This window comes from Planococcus glaciei (assembly GCF_900099655.1).
Lineage (GTDB): Bacteria > Bacillota > Bacilli > Bacillales_A > Planococcaceae > Planococcus > Planococcus glaciei.
Window position 1 is genome coordinate 263,075 of sequence record NZ_FNDC01000002.1, and the last position, 25,101, is coordinate 288,175.

The following is a 25,101-nucleotide window of genomic DNA, read 5'->3' on the forward strand; positions in this document are numbered from 1 at the left end:
AAGAGCCTGTTTTAAGTGAGTGCAAAATTGCATTAATGCGTGGTGGTACCGCGGTTTACCCCCGTCCCCGCAACCGGATTTCAGTCCGGTTGCGGGGATTTTTGCATTCCAATACGAGCTGAGGAGAGATAGCATGAGAAAAGCAGAGAGTTTAACAGAGCAGAGCATGTATGAAAAATCATTGGATTTATTGAATGGAAAGATCGAACAGGAAAGCCTCAAGCAATTCTTGCTTGACCTTCATGAGAAAGGCGAGACCGCCGATGAATTGGTCGGGCTGGTCAAAGCCATGAGAGAAAAAGCGGTGCCGCTTCCGGAAGTAGGGGGCGAATTGGTCGATGTGTGCGGAACGGGCGGCGACCGTTCGTACAGCTTCAACATCAGCACGTTGACGGCATTTGTCCTGGCAGGATGCGGCATGACCGTTGCGAAGCACGGCAACCGCAGCGTTTCAAGCAAAACGGGCAGCTCCGATGTGCTCGAAGAACTCGGCATCTCTACCAAAGTGGAAGTGGAGCGCATTCCGGAAATGCTGGATGGGACAGGTATTGCTTTCTTGTTTGCGCCGGCCATCCACCCGGCGCTTGGGGACCTTCGCGAAGTGCGCAAAAGCATCGGCACACCGACAATCTTCAACCTGGTGGGGCCGCTTGCCAATCCGCTGCCGATCACAGTTCAAATGACGGGTGTTTACCGCCGCGACATGATGAAACCAATGGCAGACGCATTGATGCGCCTTGGCAGAACACGTGGAGCCATCGTCCACGGAGCAGGCGGACTGGACGAATTGTCGCTTGCGGGCGTCAACGAATTGATTGTTTTCGATGAACACGGCAAACGCCATCTGACGATCCACCCGCATGAGGTTGGGCTGGAAACTGCGCCGATTGATGCCATACGCGGCGGCGAGCCGAAACGCAATGCGGAAATTTTTCTGGAAGTGCTGGAAGGAAAAGAAAGCCCGTATTTGGATACAGTGGCGCTCAATGCCGGAACGGTGCTCTATGTCAGCGGACGTGCCGAGACAATTGCGGAAGGCGTGCATCAAGCCCGGAAATCAATCATGTCCGGTGATACAGCCAAAGTATTTGAACTGCATCGTTTAGCTTCGGGGGTGTTGGTATGACAATTCTGGATCAAATCATTGAAACCAAACGCATGGAAATCAAACAATACGAAAAAGTAGAGGCAAACGGCCAAGCTTTCCCGGAAAAAACAAGGTTGGCCGACCACTTGCGCAGCCAAAAAGGCGTCATTTCCGAAATCAAGCGGGCTTCCCCTTCGAAAGGAGATATCCGCACCGAAGTCGACGTCGTGGCGCAAGCGAAGAAATACGAAGAAGCAGGAGCGGCGGCCATTTCCGTCTTAACGGACGAAACGTATTTTAAAGGGTCCATCGATGACTTGCGGGAAGTGGCGAAAAACGTATCGATTCCAGTGCTTTGCAAAGATTTCATGATTAGCGAAATCCAGATTGACCGTGCGAAACATGCAGGCGCCACCATTATTTTATTGATTGTCGCGGCGCTTGGGAAAGAAGAATTGCACCGGTTGTTTGGTTACGCTGCATCTCTCGGACTCGAAGTGCTGGTGGAAGTGCATGACGCCCAGGAATTGGCACGGGCACTGGAGCTCGATGCCGAATTGATTGGCATCAATAACCGGGACTTGAAGACATTCGAAGTGTCAGTCAATCGCACAGTCGAATTGGCGAAAACCTTTCCGTTTGGCGGCAACCGTTTGCTGATCAGTGAAAGCGGCCTTCATTCAAAAGAAGACGCAGCAGTTGTTTTTGGTTCCGGCGCTTCCGGAATTTTGGTTGGTGAAGCATTGATGCGTTCCGAAGATCCAGGGAACTGGATTCGGGAAGCAACAGCTGAGGAGGCGGTCAAATGACACGAGTGAAAATCTGCGGACTTAAAGAAGTTCAGCATATTGAAGCGGCAAAAGGAGCAGATGCCATCGGTTTCGTTTTTGCGCCAAGCAAACGGCGAGTATCGATTGAGCAGGCGGCTGAACTGGCACAACACGTGCCCATCAGTACGGATAAAATCGGTGTGTTTGTCAACGCGTCACTGGAAGAGATTGAAGAGACGGTGGAAAAAGTGCCATTGACGATGGTGCAGCTGCACGGCGATGAACCGGATGAATTGGTCGAGGCGATCGGAGTGCCGGTGATTCAAGCGTTTTCGATCCGCAGCAAAGAAGATGTGGAAAAGCTGGAGCGCTCAAAAGCTGACTTTATCTTAGTGGATGCACCTGGGACGGATTACCGGGGCGGCAGCGGCAAGGTCTTTGATTGGAGCTTATTGGAGGGCGCACAAGTGGATGCTTCCCGGCTGATTTTAGCAGGCGGCTTGAATCCCGCCAATGTCCGGGCAGCCATCGGACAGACGAACCCGCATATGGTGGACGTATCAAGCGGAGTGGAAACGGACGGCAGAAAAGATGCGGTTAAAATACAGGAGTTTATCAAACAGGCAAAGGGTGGTTCGATGCAGCAAGCAGTTGAGAAAATTGGGTTTTTCGGCAAATACGGCGGGCAGTTTGTTCCGGAAACATTGATGAAAGCGGTCAAGGAATTGGAAGAAGCGTACGCAGAAGCCAAGCGGGATCCTGAATTCATAAACGAATACCATCATTATTTATCCGAATACGTCGGACGCGAACAGCCGCTGACGTATGCAAAGCGGTTGACGGAAGCGTGGGGCGGCCCGAAAGTCTACTTGAAACGGGAAGACTTGAACCATACCGGCGCCCATAAAATCAATAATGCACTTGGGCAGGCGTTGCTTGCGATGCGCATGGGCAAACGGAAAATTGTCGCGGAAACCGGAGCCGGCCAGCACGGCGTGGCAACAGCGACGGTCTGTGCGTTGTTCGATCTGGAATGCGTCATTTTTATGGGCGAAGAAGACATCAAGCGCCAGCAATTAAACGTGTTCCGCATGAAACTGCTCGGCGCTCGTGTGGAAAGCGTCACAAAAGGCAGTTCCACGTTAAAAGACGCAGTCAACGAAGCGCTGCGCTACTGGGTGACGAACGTGGAAGACACGCATTACTTGATCGGTTCAGCACTTGGGCCACATCCTTTCCCGACAATGGTGCGCGATTTCCAGAGCGTGATTGGTGAAGAAACGAAGCGGCAGATTGTGGCGCATGAAGGGCGTTTGCCGGATACGGTTCTTGCCTGCATCGGCGGCGGCAGCAACGCCATTGGTATATTTTACCCGTTTATAGGGGACGAATCGGTCCGTCTGATCGGCGTCGAAGCGTCGGGTGAAGGGCTGCATACAGAAAAACACGCTGCTACTATGGCAAAAGGCACGGAAGGCGTATTGCACGGTGCATTCATGAAACTGCTGCAGGACGAAGCAGGGCAAGTTCTGGAAGCCCACTCGATTTCAGCGGGCCTCGATTATCCGGGAGTCGGTCCGGAGCACTCGCATCTTGCAGACATTGGCCGCGTCGAATATGTCTCCATTACCGATGCGGAAGCATTGGACGCTGTGGTCACATTTTCCCGCCTGGAAGGCATCATTCCGGCGCTCGAATCGGCGCATGCCATCGCGCAAGCCGAGAAGACAGCCAAAGACATGAAGCCGGATGAACTAATGGTCATCTGCGTTTCCGGACGCGGCGATAAAGACATGGCCACGTATGCGGAAAGATTGGAGGGCTTGTCATGAAGAGATTACAGGACTTGAAAGAATCCGGCGGAAAAGCATTCGTGGCCTATATTATGGCGGGCGACGGCGGATTATCGCGCTTGAGCGAGCAAGTGCAGTACTTGCAGGAAACAGGCGTGACCGCCATCGAAATCGGCATCCCGTTTTCAGATCCGGTCGCAGACGGCCCGACAATCGAAGCGGCAGGCAACCGTGCGTTAAAAGAAGGCGTAACGCTGCAAAAAGTGCTCGATGAAATGAAGAACTGGACATTTGAAGTGAAAATTCCGCTGCTCATTATGACGTATTTAAATCCGGTTTTGCGGGTCGGCGTCGAGCATTTTGTGAAAGAGTGCAAAAAAGCGGGGGTTTCTGGTTTGATCATCCCGGACCTGCCTTATGAGCACCGGGAGCTGGTCGAACCGTTCGCCAAAAAAGAAGCAATTGCGTTGGTGCAGCTTGTAACGCTGACAACTACCGAAGAGCGGCTCGAAGCCATTTTGAATGAGGCGGAAGGATTTGTTTACGCGGTGACGGTAAAAGGCATCACGGGAGCGCGCGACGAAATGTCGGGTGATGTCCAGGCCTTTATGCGCCGCGTCCGGGACAAAAGCCCGGTGCCGGTTTATGCAGGCTTTGGCATTTCAAAGGCGCAGCACGTGGAACTGCTGCGGGAAGATGTCGACGGCTTTATCGTCGGAAGCGCCATTGTCCAGGCTTTCCAGGATGGCACTATCCGGGAAATTGAACCGCTCATACAGGCGGTGACGGCTCTTAATCCGGTATAATACGGATTAGGAGGGATGTTTTTATGTTTACGCCAATCTCGGCAGACTTTTTTGAAGCGCCAACGCTTGAACTGTCCCGCAGTCTCCTTGGCCAAATCCTGGTGCACGAATTGCCGCAAGGAATCGTCGCAGGGCGCATCGTGGAAACCGAAGCCTATATGGGTGCGGAAGACCGGGCAGCCCACAGCTTTGGCAACCGGCGCACCAAACGCACGGAAGTGATGTTCGGCAAACCCGGACTTGTTTATACGTATCAAATGCATACTCATACTTTGATCAATGTGGTCAGCGGTCCGGTTGATACACCGCGTGCCATTTTGATTCGTGCCGTAGAACCGGTCGAAGGCATCGATTTGATGGCTGAACTGCGCGGAAAGCACATGCCCATCAAACAGTGGACGAGCGGCCCCGGCAAATTGACAAAAGCGATGGGCATTACGATGGATTATTACGGCCATCATTTTACGGAACGCCCTTTGTATATCGCAGAAGGCGATCCGGTTCATGCAGTGGCCGTCGGGCCGCGCGTCGGCATCGGCAATTCGGAAGAAGCGGTCCATTATCCGTACCGCTTTTGGGAAAGCGATAATCCGTTCGTTTCAAAGTTTCGGTAAGTGTGGTGTTTAATCTTCTTTCTGTGTGGAATACTAAAAAAGAGTACTTATACAGAAGGAGTGAAAGATAGTGGCAAAAATTGCAACATTAATTACAGATATGTTTGAGGATGTAGAATATACGGATCCATCGAAAGCATTCAACGATGCAGGCCATGAAGTCTTTACGATTGAGAAAGAAGCCGGCAAAGAAGTGACGGGCAAGCAAGGCGAAGCCGTCGTAACCATCGATAAAGGAATCGATGACGTCAATCCGGACGAATACGATGCGTTATTCCTTCCAGGAGGATTTTCACCGGACCAATTGCGTGCGGATGACCGCTTTGTCGCATTCACGAAAGCATTCATGGATGCCAAAAAACCGGTCTTTGCCATTTGCCATGGACCGCAATTATTGATCACTGCGAAAGCGTTGGAAGGCCGCAAAGCAACGGGCTACAAATCCATTCATGTGGATATGGAATATGCCGGCGCAAAACTTGTCGATGAAGAAGTGGCTGTATGCCAGGACCAATTGGTAACGAGCCGCCAGCCTGACGACATTCCGGCATTCAACCGTGAAGCGCTTCGCGTTCTTGAACAATTAGCTTAATCTAAAAGATGAGAAACCCCGGCAGGTTCGCTGCCGGGGTTTTTTGTGCTGAAAAAAGCTGCAAATGAATTGATGGGGTTCGTGTGAAGTCTTTTATTTTGGGCTGCAAAATCTGTTGAATAAAGAGTAGCCGAATAAATCCCGATTCCGTTCAATCGCCTCTTGAATCAATAAGCAAACACTTATATAATAAGCAAGACTAAGCCGAAGAAGGTGAAAACATGGATTATCTTCAAATGGAATCGTATTTAAAGGCGATCAGTGACCACAACCGGATGCTGATCTTAAAATATCTGTCGAAGGATTCGCTGTGCATTTGCGAATTTACCGAGCTTTTGGACATGACGCAGCCGGCCATCAGCCAGCATATGCGCAAATTGAAGCAGGCAGAACTCGTTACGGAAGAAAAGCGGGGCCGCTGGACCATTTGGGCGTTAAATGTGCGCCATCCGCAATATCCGATACTGATTCATTTATTGAGTCTTCTTCCGGAACCGGAACGGACGATTGAAACTTTGGTGGCCGAAGGGAAAAAAGTAGTTTGTAATTAAGGAGAGGGAACCGTGGAAGTTTGGTTAGCAGGATTTATATTTATTGTTACATTATTTTTGGTTATTGCACAGCCGCGCAATTTGTCGATCGGCTGGTCGGCGGTCGGCGGAGCTGTTGTGGCGCTGCTTGTTGGAGTCGTCGACTTCGGAGATGTGTGGGATGTGACCGGCATCGTCTGGAACGCCACATTGACGTTTGTGGCGCTGATTATCATTTCATTGATTCTTGATGAAATCGGCTTTTTTGAATGGGCCGCCTTACATATGGCGCGTTTTGCCAAAGGCAGCGGCTTGCGGATGTTTTTCCTGGTCATCGTGCTCGGCGCCATTGTAGCGGCGTTGTTTGCGAACGACGGAGCAGCACTCATCCTGACGCCGATTGTGCTGGCAATGGTACGGGCATTGAAGTTTAAAGATGCCATGATTTTGCCGTTCATCATGGCGTCCGGGTTTATCGCAGATACGGCGTCATTGCCGTTTGTGGTCAGCAACCTGGTCAATATCGTATCGGCCGACTTTTTCGGCATCGGTTTTACCGAGTATGCCCTGCATATGATTGTTCCCAATTTGTTCAGCATCCTTGCGAGCATGCTCGTCTTGTATTTGTATTTCCGAAAAGACATACCGAAAAGATTTGATGCCAGTGCTTTGAAGGCGCCGGCATCAGCAATTAAGGATTTGAAATTGTTCCGCCTTTCCTGGGCAGTCCTGGGCATTCTGCTGGTCGGCTATTTCGTCAGCAGCCCATTTGGCATCCCGGTATCGTTCATTGCCGGCATCGTTGCCATTCTGTTTTTGGCCATTTCACGCAGAAGCGAATCGGTCCATACAAAAGCAGTCTTGAAAGGCGCTCCTTGGAATATCGTCTTTTTCTCCATCGGGATGTATGTAGTCGTTTATGGATTGCGCAATGCCGGCTTGACCTCCGTTTTGGCGGCAGCGATCGAATGGACTTCTAGCCACGGCTTGTATGCAGCGACAATTGGCATGGGCTTTATCGCGGCCATCTTGTCATCGGTCATGAACAATATGCCGACCGTCATGATCGATGCGCTCGCCATTGCTGAAACCAATACGACCGGGGTGGTGCGGGAGGCGCTGATTTATGCCAACGTCATCGGTTCGGACCTTGGACCGAAGATTACGCCGATTGGCTCTTTAGCTACGCTGTTATGGCTTCATGTCTTGAAAGCCAAAGGGGTTACAATCAGCTGGGGCTATTATTTCAAGATCGGCATCATTTTAACCTTGCCGACTTTGTTTATTACATTAACCGGCCTTTATTTATGGCTGATTATTTTAAATTAATAAGCCAAATCAAAAAAGCTCGCGGCTGCGAGCTTTTTTTTAATCCAGAAACTTCGCCATATAAAGTTCATCGTACGGTTTGTCATCGATTATCAATGATTTTTTGCGGACGCCTTCTTTTTCGTAGCCTGATTTATCATAAAGTTTGCGGGCGGCGTTGTTTTCTTCGACCACCGTCAACTCCAGCCGGGTGACGCCTTTAGCGGCCGACCATTCTTCGGCTTTTTGCAGCAGTGACGTGGCGATGCCTTTGTTTTGTGCGCTTTTCTGAACTCCCAGAATCAGGGCTGCCCGGTGAGCCGCCCGTTTGGCGTCATTTCCGATAAGCATCAAATAGCCGACGTGTTCGCCGTTCAAGATGGCGATGAAGATGGCAGAATGGCCTTTTTGCTTCCAGTCGATGATCTGCTTGCGCATGCTTTGCGTCGACTGGACCCGTTCGTTTTGTCCATACAGCATAAACTCGGATTCTGATTCGACTTGGCGCTGCAGCGAGACAAGGGAGCGGGCATCGCCATGTTCCGCAGCCCGGATGAGCAAGACATCTTCGTTGCCAGCGTTGGCGTTATGGGCGCCGGAACTGTCCGTCCGTTCAAAGGTGACGTAGCGGTTGGTGATAATCTCGCTGACATGATAACCGGCGTCCATCCACGCATGAAAATGCTTAGCGGGCGGTTTCGTTTTTTTCCACCAGCTTTTGTTCAAATAGGCGGCATTCGGCAATTGTTGACCCATAATCTGTTCAATTTCATTAAAAGACAAAGTAATTTTGGAAGCGGAAGCTGATGCAAAATAATCGGCAAGCGGAATGTATTTTTTTTCCAGAATTATGGTCATTAAATTCGCTCCTTTTTTGAAACACAATGGATTGGTTATGGGAATTATACCATTTGTCCTATTAAAATGTATATAATTATTTCTATTTTCTAAAAACTTTTTTTAATGCTGGAAATTGATGAGTAGATAATATCTTAAATTTCTATTTTTATAGTATATTAGTCCTTTAATTCGAATGAGATGCTGTATTGTCAGACTATTTAATAAACTGGAACTTCCATATCTTTCTGCCGAAACAAAAGAGCAACATCGAGCTTCTGCCAAAAAGCTTTGCAGCTTTTGCCATTTTTCCAGCACATGCCTCATTGTATTTCGGCAACACGCAGAGTTGTGTTAAAATTATCACGGAAACCAACTTTATTCAGGAGGCTATAACATGTCAAACGTTTTTGTATTCGGTCATAAGAATCCAGACACGGATTCTATTTGCTCGGCCATTTCATATGCTTATTTAAAAAATGAGATCGGAATGCAGGCAGAGCCGATCCGTTTAGGTGAGTTAAACAACGAAACCCTTTATGCACTGGAGAAATTCGCTTTTGAACAGCCGCGCCTTGTTGAACGCGTATCGGAAGAAGTGTCGCAGGTCATCCTTGTCGACCACAACGAACGCCAGCAAAGTGCGGAAGATATCGGAGATGTCCAGGTCATCGAAGTGATTGACCATCACCGGATCGCTAATTTTGAAACAACCGATCCGCTTTATTTCCGCGCGGAGCCCGTAGGCTGCACAACGACCATCCTGCTGAAGTTGTTCAAGGAAAACGGCGTGGAAATTCCAGCGAATATTGCCGGGCTGATGCTGTCCGCCATCATTTCAGATTCACTTCTTTTCAAATCTCCGACTTGCACGCCGCAAGACATTGCAGCGGCGCGTGAACTGGCTGAAATTGCAAAAGTGGATGCAGAAGAATACGGTCTGGCTATGCTGAAAGCTGGAGCCGATTTAAGCAATAAAACATTGGAAGATTTGATGTCTTTGGATTCCAAAGAATTCGAAGCAGGCGACCACCGTTTTGAAGTGGCTCAAGTAAATGCCATTGATGTGAACGACGTCATTACCCGCCAAAAAGAGCTGGAAGTATTGATGCAGCAAATCATCGCTGAAAAAGGGCTGGACTTGTTTGCGTTCGTCGTAACCGATATTTTGAACAACAACTCTGTCGCCATCGTTCTGGGCAGAAGAGCAGACATCATCGAAGGTGCGTTCAAATCGAGCGTTGTTGACAACCGCGTTCTTTTGCCGGGTGTCGTATCGCGCAAAAAACAAATTGTTCCGGTCATCACCGAAGCGCTTAGCTGACTCCTTTAAGGAGTCAGTTTTTCTTTTTGTCCAGCTCCAGCGCCCAGCCCCTCGAGTCGCTTCAACCGTTCCAGCAATGGCACAGAACACCATTACCGGCCAGGCTTCCAGCGCTTGCCGGGGCTGGACGGCCGCTTGTGCTTTTCCTAGTGTCCAGCTGCAGCGCCTAGATGCTCGGGGTCATAAGCCGGCCTAGCTATGTGGCAGAGGACGCCACTTCGCCAGTCTGGCTTATGCCTGTCGCACCTGCACAAGCGCTTCCGCTTTTCTTTGTATAAGCAAAAAAATTGAGGCTTGCTGTTTTCGTTGTTATAGTTAATGCCAAGAGGTGGATAAAATGAAAATAGAGATTTGGTCAGATTATGTGTGCCCATTTTGTTACATAGGCAAACGAACACTGGAACAAGCTTTGAAGAGATCAGGCTATGAAAGCCAAGCAGACATTTCATTCAAAGCCTACCAATTAGACCCGAATACACCGGTGGATTCGACGGTTCCAACTTACGAATCATTGGCTAAAAAAATGGGGAAGACAGTCGAACAAGCGAAAGAAATGACTAAAGGTGTAGCAGAGCATGCACGCACTGTGGGCCTTGAATATAAATTTGATGGCATGGTGGAAGCCAATACATTTGCCGCTCACCGTTTGGTAAAATGGGCGGAAAGTTTAGATAAAGATGCCGAACTGACAGAACAATTGCTCCATGCTTATTTTATTGAGGCCAAGAATGTTGGGAATTCCGAAGTGTTGTTGGACCTTGCTGAGAAAGTGGAACTTCCGCGGGAAGACGCACAAGCAATTCTAGCTTCGGAACGCTTTACAGCTGAAGTACAGACCGATATTGAGGAAGCCCGCCAAATCGGCGTGCAAGGTGTACCGTTTTTCGTTATCAACCGAAAATACGCCATCTCCGGCGCCCAGCCGGTAGAAGCATTCGTGGATGCGCTTATCCAAATTGGGGAAGAAGAAGGCATTCGTCCGGCTTTAAAACCGTTGGGAAGAAAAGAAACCACATATTGCACAGGAGACTCTTGTGACATGTGAGCAGAGAGGTGGATTTCCACTCTGCTTTTTGGTAAGATAATAATGTCTTGAAATCGAGAATTGTAAAAATAGCATAAGAGGAGTTTTGTATTAAGATGAATGTATTAGTTGTAAAAGCAAATAACCGCCCGGCTACTGAAGGTATTTCCAGCAAAATGCACGAAGTATTTATGAATGAAATTGATAAAGGGTTAAACATCCAAACCTTTGACGTATTTGAAGAAGATATGCCGTATTTCGGCCAGGACTTCTTCAATGCCATGCAAAAATCAGCTCAAGCTGAAGCGATGACTGAAACAGAACAGCGCATTTTGACTGCTTCTGCTAAAGCAATGGACGCTTTCATGGAAGCGGACGTTGTCGTATTTGCTTTCCCGTTATGGAACATGACGATTCCTGCAGCGTTGCAAACATTTATTGATTACATTTACCGCGCAGGCATGACGTTTAAATATACTGAGAATGGCCCGGTTGGTTTGGTTCCGGAAAAGAAAGTCATCATTTTGAATGCACGCGGCGGCGTTTACTCAACACCGGAAGCAGCGCCTGCTGAAATGAGTGTTACTTATATCCGCAACATCATGAACTTCTTTGGCATCCAGGACATCAACGAAGTCATCATCGAAGGGCATGCAGCTGATCCAGAAGCAGCACCTGCCATTATTGAAGAAGGCATGGAGCGCGTAAAACAAGCAGCTCGCTCTCTTCAAGGCGTAAGAGCTTAATTGAATTTTTCCCGAAAGCCCGAAAGCGAAATCCGCTTTCGGGCTTTTCTTGTAGGTTAAGAATTGGGGTGACAGGGTACACATTTAGTAAAACCTTAGAGGAGGGACAGCATGCGGCAAGAAGAAAATATCACGCAAGTTCCGGACGAGCAGAAGTCTTATTGGAGAGAGTATAAGAATGTGCCAAGTTACCCTGCGCTGCAAGGAAACGAGTCCACGGATATTGGAATCATAGGCGGCGGGATTGTCGGAGTCATCAGTGCTTACCTGCTGGCAAAAGCAGGGCGCAAAGTGACGTTAATCGACGCCGGCAAGCTGATTGATGGCGTGACAGGCTACACGACCGCAAAAATTACGGCCCAGCATGGCGTATTTTACTTCCCGCTCATTAAAATTATGGGGCAGGAAAAAGCGCGCCAGTATTATGACGCCAATATGGCCGGGTTGAACTACATCGAAGAAACGGCTTCTGAACTTGGCATCGACTGCGACTTTTCGCATCAAAATGCCTTTATCTATGCCAATACAGCCATTGGGGCCAAGCTGGTCCAAAAAGAAGCGGAAGCTTACGAGCAGTTAGGGATCAACGGCGGTTTGGCGAAAGAAGAAGTGGAACTGCCATTTGAAGTGCAGGAAGCGCTTGTCATGCGCAACCAGGCACAGTTCCATCCGGTCAAATTTTTGGCGAAGTTGGTCAGTGAAATCGAGCGCCTCGGCGGCAAGATTTATGAACAAACCCGTGCCGTCAAGATTTTGAGTAAAAACGACCCGGTGATCCAGACGGAAAACATGTCTCATCTTTCCTGCAATAAAGTGATTGTCGCCACCCATTACCCGTTCAATAGTTCAGACGGCTTTTACTTTACGCGGCTCAATGTAAATCGTTCTTATGTTATTGGAGCCCGTACGACTGGGAAAGTTCCGGAAGGCATGTACATCAGTGCAGATATGCCATCGCGTTCCATTCGCTACGCAACAGATGAAAACGGCGAAAAACTCCTGCTGATTGGCGGCGACGGCCACGCGACCGGCAAAAGCAAATCGCCGACCATGGAGCACTACAAAAACCTCGAGAAGTTCGGCGAAAAGTATTTTGGCATCCGCGAAATTCCATACCGCTGGTCGGCACAGGATATGACCACGCTTGATAAAGTGCCGTATGTCGGCACCATCACTGCAGGCTACGACAATATTCTGGTCGCGACAGGCTTCCATAAATGGGGCATGTCGAACGGGGCTGTAGCGGCTATGATGCTGTCAGACCAAATTCTTGGAAATCCGAACCCTTATGCAGACCTGTATGATCCGACGCGGACGAAGATGAAAGCGGTCGATGCGCTGAGTTTCTTGAAAGACAATGGCGGCGTGGCCAAGGAATTGGTCAAAGGGAAATTGAAAATGCCGTCCAAAACGGTCGAAACATTAGGGAAAGACGAAGGCGGCTTAGTGAAATACGGCAAAGGCAAAGCCGGAGGCTATAAAGACAAATATGGCCAGGTGCATCTGGTCGATACAGCATGTACCCATATGGGCTGTGAAACCCATTGGAACGACGCTGAACGTTCCTGGGACTGCCCATGCCACGGCTCGCGTTTTTCTTATACGGGCGAAGTGCTGGATGGGCCAGCTGTCAAACCGCTAAAGAAAATCGAGCAGGAATATTAAAAAAAGCAGTGCGGAGAGATTTCTCCGCACTGCTTTTTTGGTTCCGCTTTTCATGTCCAGCTGCAGCGCCTAGCTCCTCGGGACATAAGCCAGCCGAGCTGTGTGGCAAAGAGCGCCACTTCGCTGAACTTTCTTATGCCTTTCAGAGCTGAACAGGCGCTTCCACTTTTCGTGTTATTATGCAGGATTTGCTTCCAGTTCCAATGAAATCTTGATGTCTTCGCCGACCATTACGCCGCCTGTTTCAAGCGCTTGGTTCCATGTAAGGCCGAAATCTTTGCGGTTTACTTTGCCTTCCGCGCTGAAAGCTACAACTTCTACGCCCCATGGGTTCGTGCCTTTTCCGCCGTATTCTACTTCAAAAGTAGCAGGGCGGGTGATGCCTTTAATGGTAAGGTCGCCGGTCAATTCATATTCATCATCTTTTTTCGTGATGTCGTTTGCTTTGAATGTGATATGCGGGTGAGACTCAGCATCAAAGAAATCAGCAGAACGCAAGTGGTTGTCGCGGTCTGTGTTGTTTGTGTTAATGCTTGCTACGTCGATTTTAAAATCGATCAAAGCGCCGTTTAGGTCTTCTTCGTTCGCTTCAACTTCCGCGTCGAATGAAGTGAAAGAGCCTTTTACTTTAGAGATCATCATGTGTTTTACTGAGAAGCCGATTTCAGAGTGAGCTGCGTCGATTGTCCATTTTTTCATGTATAATTCCTCCTAAATATTCTATCTACTTTTACTATACCGGCATAAAATCTCAAAGTCAATAGGTTTCAATTAATAATTCTCGAATTCAAGATATTATTTTATCGGTCTTTAGAACGGAAGATGCGGCTATCACTTGTCAAATCAACAATAAAATCGGATACTAATAGAAGCGAAAAGTTAGAAGGGATTTGCTTTAAATGACGAAAGAACAATGGTTAAGTGATTTACGCCGCTTTTTGGCTGATGATCACGTGAAAATGGATGAACCGCTACACTTACATACATTAACACGAATGGGTGGGCCAGCTGATATTTTTGTAACCCCTACAACCGAAGATGAAACTGCTTATGCAGTTAAATATGCATACGAAAATAAAATACCGCTGCTGTTGCTTGGCAATGGTTCGAATATGGTCGTCCGTGACGGAGGCGTCCGTGGAATTGTCTTGAACTTGAAGAGCCTGCGCACAGTCCGCATTGAAGGCACATCTGTTTATGCGCAAGGCGGCGCCAATATCAAGGAAGTTTCCAAAATAGCAGCGGCCAACCGGCTGACAGGCTTTGAATTCGCCTGCGGCATCCCGGGTTCTATCGGCGGCGCTATGGCGATGAACGCTGGCGCATACGGCGGAGAAATCAAAGACATTATCCGCCAGGCGACTGTCTTGACCCGTGAAGGGGAAAAACTGGTGCTGTCAAAAGAAGATCTGGAGCTGGGCTACCGGAAAAGCATCATTATCAAAAAAGGCTATTACGTCTTGTCAGCTGAATTTTCGTTGGAGTTCGGCAAACAGGCAGCCATCGATGCAAAAATGAGCGACTTGACGATTCAGCGCGAAACCAAGCAGCCGCTTGAGTTTCCTTCAGCAGGCAGTGTCTTTAAACGGCCGCCGGGCAATTTTGCCGGCAAACTGATCCAGGAAAGCGGACTTCAAGGCAAAGGCTTTGGCGGAGCGGAAGTTTCGACAAAACATGCCGGTTTTATCGTCAACAAAAACAATGCGACGGCGAATGATTACATCCAGACGATTGAAATGGTCAAAACCGCTGTCTTTGAAAAATTCGGCATTGACTTGGAACTGGAAGTTAAGATTGTCGGAGAAGATTCTATTTAAAAAAGCGATGTGCCCTTAATTGGGCCATCGCTTTTTTCTATGCAGAAATACACTTTTCATTTTCCTATTAAAGGAATTTCTTTGCATGCAGTCGAAAAGATATAAGGGGACAAACTACACAATGGATACGAGGGGGAACACAAGTGGGGAAAAAGCCGAAGAACAGAAAGTGGCTGAAATGGGTATTGGGAACAGTCGGGGTTTTGCTGGTGCTGGCAGTTGCGGCGCTAGTTTTTGTAAACGTTTACATAGGCAAGTCGAGTCCGGTCATCGAAGGCAAAAGTGCGGTGGCCATACTGGATGGGGACGTAAAAGTTACGCGCGATGAAATCGGTGTGCCGCATATCGAAGCCGATTCAGACGCAGACCTGTACCGGGCACAGGGCTATGTGCAAGCACAGGACCGGATGTTCCAAATGGATTTGTCGCGCCGTCAGGCAAGCGGCCGTTTAGCGGAAGTGGTGGGGGCAGGAGCTGTCGATACAGACAAATTCTTCCGGACATTCAGCTTGCGCGATGCGGCTGAAAAATCATGGGATGGCTACAACGACGAAGCCAAGCAAGTGCTTGAATGGTACGCGGACGGCGTCAATGCGTATATGGAAGAAGCGAAAGAAGAAGGGACGTTGAGCTACGAATTTGCGCTGCTCGGGTATGAACCGGAAGAGTGGACGCCGGTGGATTCCTTGACGATCGGCAAATTCATGGCATATGACCTCGGCGGCAACTGGTCGACGCTTGCGATACGCCACTGGGCGCTCAATGAGTTCCCGGAAGAAAAGGCGCGGGAATTGTTTATCAAGTATCCGGAAAATGCGCCGTCCATCATCGAAGCGAATTTGGAGCAGCCGGTGAAAGTCGCGGGTCAATTCGATGCGTCGGTCATTCCGCCTGAATTCAACGGCAGCAACAACTGGGTGGTGTCAGGAGATAAAACCGAAAGCGGAAAACCGCTGCTCGCGGACGATCCGCACCTTGGGCTCAGCACGCCGTCCATCTGGTATCAGATGCATTTGGAATCGCCTGAGCAAAATGTCAGCGGCGTCATCTTTGCCGGCATTCCAGGCATTATTCTCGGGCACAACGAACAAATTGCCTGGGGCGTGACGAATGTCGGGCCGGATGTGCAGGATCTCTACATTGAAACACCGAATCCGGATGATCCGACGCAGTTCCGCTATGAAGGGGAATGGGAGCAGGCGGAAGTACGGGATGAACCCATCCGAGTAAAAGACGGGGAAACCGAAGACTTCGAGGTGGTCGTTACCCGCCACGGCCCGATCATTTCAAATGTGCTGTACAAAGAAGAAGACCCGGAAGCCCTGTTCTCAATGCAGTGGACCGCACTTGAGCCGACGCTTGAATTGCAGGCCGTGCTGAGTTTCAATAAAGCGTCCAACTGGGAAGAGTTCGAAACGGCACTGGAAGATTTCCAGGCGCCTGCCCAGAACTTTGTGTTCGCTTCGACGGACGGCACGATTGCCTACAAAGCGAATGGACGCATTCCGCTGCGCAAATCCGGAGATGGCCAGCTGCCGGTGCCGGGCGATTCAGCCGATTATGGCTGGGAAGGATATGTGCCGTTTGATGAATTGCCGAAGGCGGTGAATCCGGAAAGTGGGTTTATTGCCACAGCGAACAACGAAGTGGTCGATGATTCCTATCCTTACCACATCACGGATTTCTGGGCGCAGCCCTACCGTTATGAACGCATTGCGGAAGTGCTGGAAGCTTCGGACGATTTAACGCCGGAGGACATGATGGCGCTTCAGATGGACCAGAAGAATTTATACGCGGCTGAATTTCTGGATGGCATGATGGCAGCTGTGGAAGGGGAAACGGACGAATACAATGACTTGTTCGAAATGATGAAGAAGTGGGACCAAGTCGACAGCAAGGACCAAGCAGCGCCGCTTGTGTTCCACAAATGGATGAAGCAACTGCCGAAAACGATGCTGGCGAAAGATTTCCCTGAAGATGTCTACGAATTGCTGCCCGGGAAAAACCACATCACCGACCAGATGATGCGGGAATCGTTCAGCGGCGAGGAAGGTGAATGGGTTACAGAATACGGCGGCACAGGGAAATGGCTGGCCGATGCGCTCAAAACAAGTTTGGGTGAAATTGAAGAAGAATTCGGCAAAGATTTTAACGATTGGAAATGGGGAGACGACCATCAATTGACGTTCCCGCATCCAATAGCGGGTGCTTCTCCGGTGCTTGGGCAATTCTTGAATCCGGATCCGGTGCCGATCGGCGGTTCGAATATCACAGTCCAGGCGGCTGCCTTTGATGCCGAAGGCAATGTCGACCACGGGGCTTCCTGGAGGTTTGTGGCAGATCTCAGCGATTTGTCGAGTGCTTACCATATTGTCGGGCCGGGGCTCAGCGGCCATATGAAATCGGATTATTTCCATAACCAAGTGAATGATTGGGCAAAAGGAGATTACCACGAAACGGAAATCAAAGAAGAGGTGGAAGGAAGCACATTAATTTTAACGGCTGATTGAGTTATACTGGGAGAAAACGATATGGGGCGGTTTTCTTGAAACGACTTTTAGCGGTCGGCTTCGGCGGGATGGTGGGCTCCCTGCTCCGGGCCGGTGTTTATGCAATCGTACCCTCAAGCATGGGGTTATGGATGGTCAATCTTTTCGGCAGTTTGCTGATTGGCTGGATGGCCGCCCGTTTTTCGCACAAATCAGCTGAATTCCGGTTATTTCTATCAACCGGCCTGATCGGTTCTTTTACAACCTTCTCTGCTTTTTCCGCTGACTGGTTTCACTTGCTGGAAACGTCCTTTTGGCAGGGGATAGTGTTTGCTGTAGCCATGACTGCGGCTTCCATAATGGCTGCTGCTGCAGGATTAGCGCTTGGCAGAAAGCGGGATGTCCGATGATTGCAGTAGCAGTAGGCGGATTTTTCGGCGCCATGGCGCGCTACGGATTTTACTGGCTGGCAGAAAGCCGGGCAAAGCACCCAAAACTCGCCACCTGGTTTGTCAATAGCGCCGGGTCGTTCGCAATGGGGGCGCTAATTGGCTCGGGAAACCATTCGGCTTTCTGGCTGACGGGATTTCTCGGAGCGTTCACCACCTTTTCCACAATGGCATTGGATGCCGTAAAAGATTTTGAAGACCGCAAATGGCTTCAGGGAATCAGCTATTTGGTGCTCACCTTGCTTACCGGAATCGTCTTGTTCGGTGCGGCATACACTTGGCTATAGAAAAAGGAGTTGGCCCCAAACGGGTGCCAACTCCTTTTTAATTAAATATGCCTTTTTCGACCACTCGCCCCAACCGCCCCGTGGTTGTTTCTGCATGGAACAGCGACTGGTAAATCGCTTCTTCCGTCGCTTCCACGCTTGCCTGGAACAATTCATTCATCAGCGGATGGTCATCCCTCAAGATTCTGGTTGCTTCAAATGCCTCATTGGCTTGATGGGGAGTGCGGCGGGCATTGGAGAAAGCGATGATAATGTCGCCGCTGCCGTTGCTGATGGAGGTGCCGGTCCGCCCAAGGCCAATAGCCGCACGTTTAGCCAGACGCTTCAACTGCCGGCTGTCGAGCGGTGCATCGGTGGCAACGACGATAATGACTGAACCATCCGGCTTATCGGGAGCCGGTTCATCGGCTAGCCAGTTGGTAAGAATGATGTCTTCTTTGCGGCCGAAATTGGTCAATGCCAGGACGCCGACTGTAAAATAGTCTTCTCCGGATCGGGCGAGGCGGGACGCCGAACCGATGCCGCCTTTAACGCCGTAGCAAATCATGCCTTTTCCCGCGCCGACTGCGCCTTGCGCAAAGTCTGTGCGCGCGCTGCCAATGGCCTCTTCGGCATGAAGAGGCGTGACAGCCATGCGGCGCATTGAATTCAAATAGCTGTCGTTGCATTCGCCGACGACTAAATTAAGTGAACTGGTGGAGTCGCCGATTGCCGGATTTTCCCGCAGCATCCAGTTCATTGTCCCTTGCAATACAGCGGCTACACTGAATGTATTCGTCAGCATGATCGGTGATTCCAAAAGGCCGAGCTCATCGATTTGGACGAGGCCAACCGTCTTGCCGAAGCCGTTTAAGACAAAACTCGCCGCTGGCACTTTTTCTTCAAACCAGTTGCCTGCATGCGGCAAGATGGCGGTAACGCCGGTACGGACGGCTTCTGTTTCCGATAGGTCTTCTTCCAGCGTGACATGGCCGACAGCCACGCCTTCGACATCTGCGATTGAATTCAATTTCCCTTGTTCCACTGGCCTCACCATTTTCTTTTTGTTTGATTATACCAAAAAGAGCGGTTCCCAAAAATGCTTTCGGGAACCGCTCTTTCTAATTTTCTTAAATCCAGCGCTAAACGAGCGCTTCCGCTTTTCTTATTTCACGATGATCACGGGTGCCTGAACGCGTTTAGCCACCTTATGGCTGACGCTGCCGAGCACCATTTCCTGCAGTGAGTTCAACCCGCGGCTGCCAATAAAAACAACGTCGTAGCCGGCTTCGTTGGCGTGCTTTACAATCGTTGGCCCCGGTATCCCGTGCAAGGTTTTGGTTTCAAAAGCCACTCCGGCGGAACGGAAAATTTCTTCAAGCGGCACTAAATGCTTGCGGCGTTCCAAATGGACTTCTTCGCTGCTTTGCCCGTGGAGGACTTCCGTGCGTCCTTTTTCGTAATCAATGACGTACAGCAGCGTCACGACAGCATCCGGGTTTGCCCTGGCCATTTTTACGGCTTCCTGTGCTGCGCGTTTTGAGTGGTCCGATCCGTCCGCTGCAACTAGAATCTTTTGATACATTCTAGGTTCCCCCTTAATGTTGGCTTGAATTTCCGCCGTTGCTTCTATATGTGGCAAGTGTATTGACGAGTTTTCGGCTCGATGCGTTGAGGCCGGTAATTTCGACGGTGTGCGCTTTTGCCTGCAGCCGGCCCATTACGCGGTCGATGGCGCCGACGCCTGACTCATCCCAAACGTTGGCATCCGAGAAATCAAGGACAATGTGGTCCGCCGGTTCGACGCGGTCGAAAGCAGAAACAAAATCCTGTGTGGATGCAAAGAATAATTGGCCGTGTATGGTATAAATATTCGACGCGCCCGCATCCATTCCTTTTTTGCGGACTTCCACTTTGGAAATTTTAGCGGCAAACAGGACAGCGCTTAAAATCACGCCGGCAAATACGCCTTTTGATAAATCATGGGTATAGACGACGACAACGACGGTCAAAAGCATAACGATGGCATCGGATTTCGGAGCGGCCACCAAATACTTGAACGAACCCCAATCGAATGTGCCGATGCAGACCATCACCATGATGCCGGCGAGAACAGGCATCGGAATCTGGACGACCCATTCGCCGAGGACGATGATCAAAAACATCAGCACCGCACCCGCCACAAAAGTCGACAAACGTCCGCGTCCGCCGGAACGGACATTGATGCCGGACTGGCCGATCATCGCACAGCCCGCCATGCCGCCGAAAAATCCAGTAACAAAATTGGCGATGCCTTGGCCGCGGGCTTCCTGATTTTTATCGGAATCCGTTTGAGTGGCGTCGTCCAAAATGGAAGCCGTTAACAGCGACTCCAGCAAACCGATGATCGACAAGGCGAGAGCCGTTGGGAAAATGATTTGCAAAGTCTCGAAATTGAACGGCACATCCGGGATGAAAAAGCTGGGCAAGGTTTGGGAAATCGTGCCGAGGCTCCCGACATTCTGCATGTCGATGCCGGTATACATGACCACGCCGGATAACACCAAAATGGCAATCAGCGGCGCCGGAATGGCCGTAAAGAACCGTGGGAGAATGTAAACAATGGCAAGCGTCACCCCAACAAATACATAGGTCATGGCGTTTACGCCGAAAATGAACGGGACCTGCGCTATGAAAATCAGGATGGCCAGCGAATTGACAAAGCCGATCATGACCGCATTTGGAATGAATTTCATAAAACGGGCGATTTTCAAGACGCCGAAGAGGACTTGCAAAACGCCCGTCAAGATTGTAGCTGCCAGAAGGTAATCGAGCCCGTGATCACGGACAAGCGTCACCATGGCAAGTGCCATAGCGCCGGTTGCCGCTGAAATCATGGCAGGACGCCCTCCGACAAAAGCAATAATGACCGCGATGGAAAAGGAAGCGTATAAGCCGACCATCGGATCGACTCCCGCGATAATGGAAAACGCAATCGCTTCCGGTATTAATGCCAGTGCCACGACAATGCCGGAGAGTATATCCCCGCGGATATTGCCGAACCACTGCTCTTTGTATGACAAGGTGTTCAAAAAATTCCACTTCCTTCTGTTTTTTTTAGTGTCAGACTTTCGCTTTTCTTCTTGTCCAGCTCCGGCGGCCAGCCCCTCGAGGTCGCTTCGGTCTTTCGGGAAATGGCAGAGAGCACCATTTCCTCAAGACCTCCAGCGCTTGTCGGGGCTACATGGCCGCCTGCGCTTTTCTTTTGACTTCCCACTCTCAGAGAAGTCCCGCGGCGTTAACAATAGCTAAAACTTTAGCATTTAATAAGAACGGTGTAAATACGGTGAACATTCAAATCTGCGTTTGACTATAATTATCTGAACATTTATACTGAAGCTAACAATCAAATGCCTGTTTGAATGAAAGTGGGGACGGTTATGAGAGAACTTTGTGAAGTGACAAAAGTACATCCGGATGTGGTGGAGAATGTTCAACACCATATGGCGGATTTAATGGAAGTGGCAAGTTTGTTTAAAGCGCTTGCGGACGAAACCCGCTTGAACATCGCGTATGCGTTGACGATTGAAGAAGAAATGTGCGTATGCGACATTGCAGCGGTTATTGGTTCTTCCACGGCGACGGCTTCCCATCATCTGCGTTATTTGAAAGAGCGGGGGCTCGCTAAATCGGTGCGCAAAGGCAAGCAAGTTTATTATTCGCTGTCCGACAGCCATGTCTACCAGCTGGTGACCATTGCCCATGAACATGCGAAAGAGGGTGAACGGGATGCAAAAGACATACCGTCTTGAAAATTTGTCGTGCACGAGCTGTGCGGCCAAATTCGAAAAGAATGTGCGGGAACTGCCGGACATCAACCATGTGAATTTGAATTTTGGCGCATCCAAACTGACAATCGATGGCAATGTATCCATTGCTGAATTGGAAAAAGCCGGTGCGTTTGACCATATCCGCGTGTTTCCAGAAAAGGAAAAAGTGGAATATGTGCCGTTTTATAAACGGCGCCAATCGATCGAAACGATGATTTCGCTTCTGTTGCTGATCGCAGGGGTACTTGTGTCTTTTCAGACCGCAGAAAACGATCCGTTGGCGATTGCCTTGTTCGGCGGTTCGATTTTGGTCGGCGGCTACGGAATGTTCTGGACAGGGCTACAAAACTTAACGAAGCTGCAATTTGATATGAAAACTTTGATGACCATCGCGATTATCGGCGCAGTTATCATCGGGGAGTGGCGGGAAGGCGCTGTCGTCGTGTTCTTGTTTGCTGTCAGTGAAGCGCTGGAATCTTTTTCGATGAACAAAGCCCGCCAGTCCATCCGCGGCTTGATGGATTTGGCGCCGGCACGCGCGCTGATTCAGCGCCAAGGGGAATTGATGGAGCTGGATACAGAAGAAATCCGCATTGGGGATATCCTGATCGTAAAACCGGGTCAGAAAATCGCTATGGACGGTACGGTTTTGAGAGGGGCAAGTTCTGTTAATCAGGCGGCGATTACCGGCGAGTCGATTCCGGCCTCAAAAGAAGCGGGCGACGAAGTATTTGCCGGAACGCTCAACGAAGAAGGCGCACTTGAAGTCACCGTTACCAAACGGGTGGAAGACACCACAATCGCAAAAATTATTCACCTCGTTGAAGAAGCTCAGGCTGAGAAGGCACCGTCGCAAAAGTTTGTCGACCGGTTCGCGAAATATTACACCCCGGCCATCATTGCCATAGCCTTCCTGGTAGCCTTAGTGCCCGGTTTTGTAACCGGCAACTGGGAACTGTGGGTTTATCAAGGCCTTGCAGTGCTAGTCGTGGGTTGTCCGTGCGCATTGGTCGTATCAACACCGGTGGCCATTGTTACCGCCATCGGCAATGCGGCGCGCCAAGGCGTTTTGATTAAAGGCGGCATCCACTTGGAAGAAACGGGGCGCATCAACGCCATCGCTTTTGATAAAACCGGAACGCTGACAAAAGGCTATCCAGAAGTGACGGACGTCTATGCAGAATCCGGCTACACAAACGAAGAAGTGCTGAAAATCGCTGCTTCAGTCGAAGTAATGTCGCAGCATCCCTTAGCCCGTGCCATTACGCTTGAAGCAAAGTCGGTTTACCCATATGCCGATTTCAGTTCGGTAACCGGCAAGGGAGCTCATGCCGCCATTAACGGCCTGCGCATCCATGTAGGAAGCCTGAGCTGGGCGGAAGAGTTTGGCTTTTCGGTTCCGGAAGCTTATCGCAAATTGCAGGAAAGCGGCAAATCGGTCATGTCCGTCTTTTCAGAAATGGAATTGATCGGAGCGGTTGCCGTGGCGGATGCCATCCGGACCGAAAGCCCGGAAATCATTCGCAAGCTGAAAGCGATGGGCATCGAAGAAACCGTTATGCTGACCGGAGACCATCCCGTGACGGCCCGTGCCATTGCGTCGCAAATCGGCGTGAAAGATGTGCGCGCCGGGCTCATGCCGGAAGACAAACTGACTGCCATCAAAGACCTTCAAAAAGAGTATGGCCGTGTCGCGATGGTTGGGGACGGCGTCAACGATGCGCCGGCGCTTGCAGCTTCCTCCATCGGTATTGCCATGGGCGGAGCGGGAACCGATGCAGCGCTTGAAACAGCCGATATCGCCTTAATGGCCGATGATTTGGAAAAACTTCCTTATACAATTCGACTCAGCCGAAAAACTTTGCGTATAATAAAGGAAAACATTGTTTTCGCGTTAGGCTTAAAAATTATCGCGTTGCTTTTGATTATTCCAGGCTGGTTGACGCTGTGGATTGCCATATTCGCAGACATGGGCGCTACGCTGTTGGTCATCATGAATGCCTTGCGGCTTGTGAAAATACAAAAGTAAGCAATAGCTTGGGGGATATGGGATTGAAGTTGACAGAGTGGACGATGGAAGAACAGGAACAGCTCATTGAATTTATGACAAACAATTCCTGGCCATTCCATGGCCAGGAACATCCGGTCCGTGCTTTGATTGAAAAGACGATCGAAGAAGGCGGCTATAAATCGGATCAAGTCCGAACGTTTTGGATTGAAAATGATGAAGGTGAACAAGTAGGAGTCGTGAAGATTTTTGATCTGCAGGACGATATTCCGCTTTTCGATTTGCGGATTGCCGATCCGTACCGAGGCAAAGGATACGGGCCAAAAGCATTGAAAATGATTGCGGACTTCGTCTTTTCGCTGCCAGAGAAGAAAATCCGGCTGGAAGGCAATACACGCCACGACAATTTTGCGATGCGCAAAGCATTTGAGCGCACAGGATTCGTCAAAGAAGCCCATATCCGCCAGACGTGGTTTTCGCCAAGGGAAAACCGCTATTACGATGCGGTGACTTACGGCATGACACGGGAAGACTGGGAAGCGGGCGTAATTACGCCTGTCCATTGGGACGATGAATTCCTAAATGAGAAAAAGTCGAATTTCAACCCGGTGCTTTTTGATTTTCCGGATGAATTCGACTCCAAACGCTTATTGATCCGCTCCCCGAGAAGAGAAGATGCCGGCCACATTTACGAAGCGATCCTGCGTTCAATGGAGTCACTGCGTCCGTGGATGCCGTTTGCCCAAAAAAAACCGGTGCTTGCGGAAATTGAATCCAATTTGGTGGAATCGGAAGCGGATTTCAAGCTGCGCAAAGATTTACGGCTGCATTTCTTTTCAAAAGAAACGGGGGAGTTCATCGGATCTTCCGGTTTGCATCGCATCGATTGGGAAGTGCGGAAGTTTGAAATTGGGTATTGGGTGGACCATCGTTTCGAAGGGAAAGGGTATGTGACAGAGGCGGTAGAACGCATTAGCCGCTTTGCTTTTGAAGAGCTGGGGGCGAACCGTGTGGAAATCCGGTGTGATCCGGAGAATGTGCGGAGCCGTGCAGTTGCTGAACGCCTGAATTTTGAACTGGAAGGCATTCTGCGCAATGATTCGATTTCACGAATTGACAACAAATTGCGCGACACCTGTGTCTATGCAAAAATAAGACAATAAAAAG

24 protein-coding genes and 1 other annotated feature (1 of these 25 running past the window's edge) are annotated in these 25,101 nt (G+C 49.8%); of the genes, 19 read left to right on the top strand and 5 right to left on the bottom strand.

Features of this window, described 5'->3' with window-relative positions; genetic code table 11:
* Positions 1–72, top strand: a binding site (T-box leader) (it extends 161 nt beyond the left edge of the window).
* 61 nt (positions 73–133) lie between these two features.
* From trpD to BLQ32_RS04695, 8 genes are all read left to right on the top strand, one after another.
* On the top strand, positions 134–1,126 hold the full coding sequence (gene trpD, locus BLQ32_RS04660; protein ID WP_074509306.1) for an anthranilate phosphoribosyltransferase: 993 nt from the start codon (positions 134–136) through the stop codon (positions 1,124–1,126).
* Positions 1,123–1,896 carry an indole-3-glycerol phosphate synthase TrpC gene (gene trpC, locus BLQ32_RS04665; protein ID WP_074509307.1) on the top strand — a complete coding sequence of 258 codons (774 nt, stop codon included), beginning with the start codon at positions 1,123–1,125 and terminating at the stop codon, positions 1,894–1,896. The genes trpD and trpC overlap by 4 nt, the downstream gene beginning before the upstream one ends.
* Entirely contained in the window at positions 1,893–3,689 is a 1,797-nt protein-coding gene (gene trpB, locus BLQ32_RS04670; RefSeq protein ID WP_074509308.1) for a tryptophan synthase subunit beta, read from the top strand. The genes trpC and trpB overlap by 4 nt, the downstream gene beginning before the upstream one ends.
* Positions 3,686–4,456, top strand: coding sequence for a tryptophan synthase subunit alpha (trpA, locus tag BLQ32_RS04675; protein ID WP_074509309.1), 771 nt, complete (start codon positions 3,686–3,688; stop codon positions 4,454–4,456). The genes trpB and trpA overlap by 4 nt, the downstream gene beginning before the upstream one ends.
* Positions 4,457–4,479: 23 nt before the next feature.
* Positions 4,480–5,070 (top strand): DNA-3-methyladenine glycosylase, encoded by a 591-nt coding sequence (locus BLQ32_RS04680; RefSeq protein WP_036807559.1) that lies wholly within the window; start codon positions 4,480–4,482, stop codon positions 5,068–5,070.
* 70 nt (positions 5,071–5,140) lie between these two features.
* Entirely contained in the window at positions 5,141–5,662 is a 522-nt protein-coding gene (locus BLQ32_RS04685) for a type 1 glutamine amidotransferase domain-containing protein (protein WP_036807556.1), read from the top strand.
* Between the two features lie 221 nt (positions 5,663–5,883).
* A complete protein-coding gene (locus BLQ32_RS04690; RefSeq protein ID WP_036807550.1) occupies positions 5,884–6,213 on the top strand; it encodes an ArsR/SmtB family transcription factor in 330 nt (109 codons plus the stop codon).
* A gap of 12 nt (positions 6,214–6,225) precedes the next feature.
* Complete coding sequence (locus tag BLQ32_RS04695; protein WP_074509310.1) at positions 6,226–7,521, top strand: arsenic transporter; 1,296 nt, start codon at positions 6,226–6,228, stop codon at positions 7,519–7,521.
* A gap of 39 nt (positions 7,522–7,560) precedes the next feature.
* Here the strand turns inward: BLQ32_RS04695 and BLQ32_RS04700 are convergent, their stop codons facing one another.
* Complete coding sequence (locus BLQ32_RS04700; protein WP_036807544.1) at positions 7,561–8,358, bottom strand: GNAT family N-acetyltransferase; 798 nt, start codon at positions 8,356–8,358, stop codon at positions 7,561–7,563.
* Positions 8,359–8,734: 376 nt separating this feature from the next.
* Here BLQ32_RS04700 and BLQ32_RS04705 point away from each other — a divergent pair, with 376 nt between their 5' ends.
* The 4 genes from BLQ32_RS04705 (at position 8,735) to BLQ32_RS04720 (ending at position 13,096) form a co-directional block, all read left to right on the top strand.
* The gene (locus BLQ32_RS04705; protein WP_036807541.1) at positions 8,735–9,661 is read left to right on the top strand and encodes a manganese-dependent inorganic pyrophosphatase; all 927 of its coding nucleotides are present in this window, start codon (positions 8,735–8,737) and stop codon (positions 9,659–9,661) included.
* Between the two features lie 337 nt (positions 9,662–9,998).
* On the top strand, positions 9,999–10,706 hold the full coding sequence (locus BLQ32_RS04710; RefSeq protein WP_053166027.1) for a DsbA family oxidoreductase: 708 nt from the start codon (positions 9,999–10,001) through the stop codon (positions 10,704–10,706).
* A gap of 95 nt (positions 10,707–10,801) precedes the next feature.
* The gene (locus BLQ32_RS04715) at positions 10,802–11,431 is read left to right on the top strand and encodes an FMN-dependent NADH-azoreductase (RefSeq protein ID WP_053166026.1); all 630 of its coding nucleotides are present in this window, start codon (positions 10,802–10,804) and stop codon (positions 11,429–11,431) included.
* Positions 11,432–11,542: 111 nt separating this feature from the next.
* Positions 11,543–13,096, top strand: a complete 1,554-nt coding sequence (locus BLQ32_RS04720) for an FAD-dependent oxidoreductase (protein WP_053166025.1) — start codon at positions 11,543–11,545, stop codon at positions 13,094–13,096.
* Positions 13,097–13,273: 177 nt separating this feature from the next.
* Here BLQ32_RS04720 and BLQ32_RS04725 read toward each other — a convergent pair whose 3' ends face one another.
* A complete protein-coding gene (locus BLQ32_RS04725; protein ID WP_036807529.1) occupies positions 13,274–13,795 on the bottom strand; it encodes a YceI family protein in 522 nt (173 codons plus the stop codon).
* 200 nt (positions 13,796–13,995) lie between these two features.
* Between BLQ32_RS04725 and murB the strand changes: the two genes are divergently transcribed.
* The 4 genes from murB to BLQ32_RS04745 all read left to right on the top strand — a co-directional run bounded on the left by murB (position 13,996) and on the right by BLQ32_RS04745 (position 18,138).
* Positions 13,996–14,913, top strand: coding sequence for a UDP-N-acetylmuramate dehydrogenase (gene murB, locus BLQ32_RS04730; protein ID WP_036807526.1), 918 nt, complete (start codon positions 13,996–13,998; stop codon positions 14,911–14,913).
* 143 nt (positions 14,914–15,056) lie between these two features.
* Entirely contained in the window at positions 15,057–17,423 is a 2,367-nt protein-coding gene (locus BLQ32_RS04735) for a penicillin acylase family protein (protein WP_074509311.1), read from the top strand.
* A 35-nt stretch (positions 17,424–17,458) separates the two neighbouring features.
* Entirely contained in the window at positions 17,459–17,812 is a 354-nt protein-coding gene (locus tag BLQ32_RS04740; RefSeq protein WP_074509312.1) for a fluoride efflux transporter FluC, read from the top strand.
* A complete protein-coding gene (locus tag BLQ32_RS04745; protein WP_074509313.1) occupies positions 17,809–18,138 on the top strand; it encodes a fluoride efflux transporter FluC in 330 nt (109 codons plus the stop codon). Before BLQ32_RS04740 ends, BLQ32_RS04745 begins: the two co-directional genes overlap by 4 nt.
* A 37-nt stretch (positions 18,139–18,175) precedes the next feature.
* Here the strand turns inward: BLQ32_RS04745 and BLQ32_RS04750 are convergent, their stop codons facing one another.
* The 3 genes from BLQ32_RS04750 to BLQ32_RS04760 all read right to left on the bottom strand — a co-directional run bounded on the left by BLQ32_RS04750 (position 18,176) and on the right by BLQ32_RS04760 (position 21,188).
* Entirely contained in the window at positions 18,176–19,162 is a 987-nt protein-coding gene (locus BLQ32_RS04750) for a DmpA family aminopeptidase (protein ID WP_244890314.1), read from the bottom strand.
* A 120-nt stretch (positions 19,163–19,282) separates the two neighbouring features.
* On the bottom strand, positions 19,283–19,702 hold the full coding sequence (locus tag BLQ32_RS04755) for a universal stress protein (RefSeq protein WP_074509315.1): 420 nt from the start codon (positions 19,700–19,702) through the stop codon (positions 19,283–19,285).
* 13 nt (positions 19,703–19,715) lie between these two features.
* Positions 19,716–21,188 (bottom strand): SulP family inorganic anion transporter, encoded by a 1,473-nt coding sequence (locus BLQ32_RS04760; protein ID WP_074509316.1) that lies wholly within the window; start codon positions 21,186–21,188, stop codon positions 19,716–19,718.
* A 348-nt stretch (positions 21,189–21,536) separates the two neighbouring features.
* On the opposite strand from BLQ32_RS04760, the gene BLQ32_RS04765 reads away from it, so the two are divergent.
* The 3 genes from BLQ32_RS04765 to BLQ32_RS04775 are packed head-to-tail and all read left to right on the top strand — an operon-like array spanning position 21,537 to position 25,097.
* Complete coding sequence (locus tag BLQ32_RS04765) at positions 21,537–21,908, top strand: ArsR/SmtB family transcription factor (protein WP_074509317.1); 372 nt, start codon at positions 21,537–21,539, stop codon at positions 21,906–21,908.
* Positions 21,886–23,955 carry a heavy metal translocating P-type ATPase gene (locus BLQ32_RS04770; protein ID WP_074509318.1) on the top strand — a complete coding sequence of 690 codons (2,070 nt, stop codon included), beginning with the start codon at positions 21,886–21,888 and terminating at the stop codon, positions 23,953–23,955. Before BLQ32_RS04765 ends, BLQ32_RS04770 begins: the two co-directional genes overlap by 23 nt.
* Before the next feature lie 23 nt (positions 23,956–23,978).
* Positions 23,979–25,097: a GNAT family N-acetyltransferase gene (locus BLQ32_RS04775; protein WP_074509319.1), complete on the top strand. Its 1,119-nt coding sequence runs from the start codon at positions 23,979–23,981 to the stop codon at positions 25,095–25,097.
* Positions 25,098–25,101 lie beyond the last annotated feature (4 nt).

Coding starts and splice junctions, on each gene's coding strand:
- BLQ32_RS04690 (WP_036807550.1), top strand. CDS start 5,884: ATGGATTATCTTCAAATGGAATCGTATTTAAAGGCGATCAGTGACCAC.
- BLQ32_RS04765 (WP_074509317.1), top strand. CDS start 21,537: ATGAGAGAACTTTGTGAAGTGACAAAAGTACATCCGGATGTGGTGGAG.
- BLQ32_RS04725 (WP_036807529.1), bottom strand. CDS start 13,795: ATGAAAAAATGGACAATCGACGCAGCTCACTCTGAAATCGGCTTCTCA.
- BLQ32_RS04680 (WP_036807559.1), top strand. CDS start 4,480: ATGTTTACGCCAATCTCGGCAGACTTTTTTGAAGCGCCAACGCTTGAA.
- BLQ32_RS04705 (WP_036807541.1), top strand. CDS start 8,735: ATGTCAAACGTTTTTGTATTCGGTCATAAGAATCCAGACACGGATTCT.
- BLQ32_RS04710 (WP_053166027.1), top strand. CDS start 9,999: ATGAAAATAGAGATTTGGTCAGATTATGTGTGCCCATTTTGTTACATA.
- BLQ32_RS04700 (WP_036807544.1), bottom strand. CDS start 8,358: ATGACCATAATTCTGGAAAAAAAATACATTCCGCTTGCCGATTATTTT.
- BLQ32_RS04745 (WP_074509313.1), top strand. CDS start 17,809: ATGATTGCAGTAGCAGTAGGCGGATTTTTCGGCGCCATGGCGCGCTAC.
- trpA (WP_074509309.1), top strand. CDS start 3,686: ATGAAGAGATTACAGGACTTGAAAGAATCCGGCGGAAAAGCATTCGTG.
- trpD (WP_074509306.1), top strand. CDS start 134: ATGAGAAAAGCAGAGAGTTTAACAGAGCAGAGCATGTATGAAAAATCA.
- trpC (WP_074509307.1), top strand. CDS start 1,123: ATGACAATTCTGGATCAAATCATTGAAACCAAACGCATGGAAATCAAA.
- BLQ32_RS04715 (WP_053166026.1), top strand. CDS start 10,802: ATGAATGTATTAGTTGTAAAAGCAAATAACCGCCCGGCTACTGAAGGT.
- trpB (WP_074509308.1), top strand. CDS start 1,893: ATGACACGAGTGAAAATCTGCGGACTTAAAGAAGTTCAGCATATTGAA.
- BLQ32_RS04770 (WP_074509318.1), top strand. CDS start 21,886: ATGCAAAAGACATACCGTCTTGAAAATTTGTCGTGCACGAGCTGTGCG.
- BLQ32_RS04720 (WP_053166025.1), top strand. CDS start 11,543: ATGCGGCAAGAAGAAAATATCACGCAAGTTCCGGACGAGCAGAAGTCT.
- murB (WP_036807526.1), top strand. CDS start 13,996: ATGACGAAAGAACAATGGTTAAGTGATTTACGCCGCTTTTTGGCTGAT.
- BLQ32_RS04755 (WP_074509315.1), bottom strand. CDS start 19,702: ATGTATCAAAAGATTCTAGTTGCAGCGGACGGATCGGACCACTCAAAA.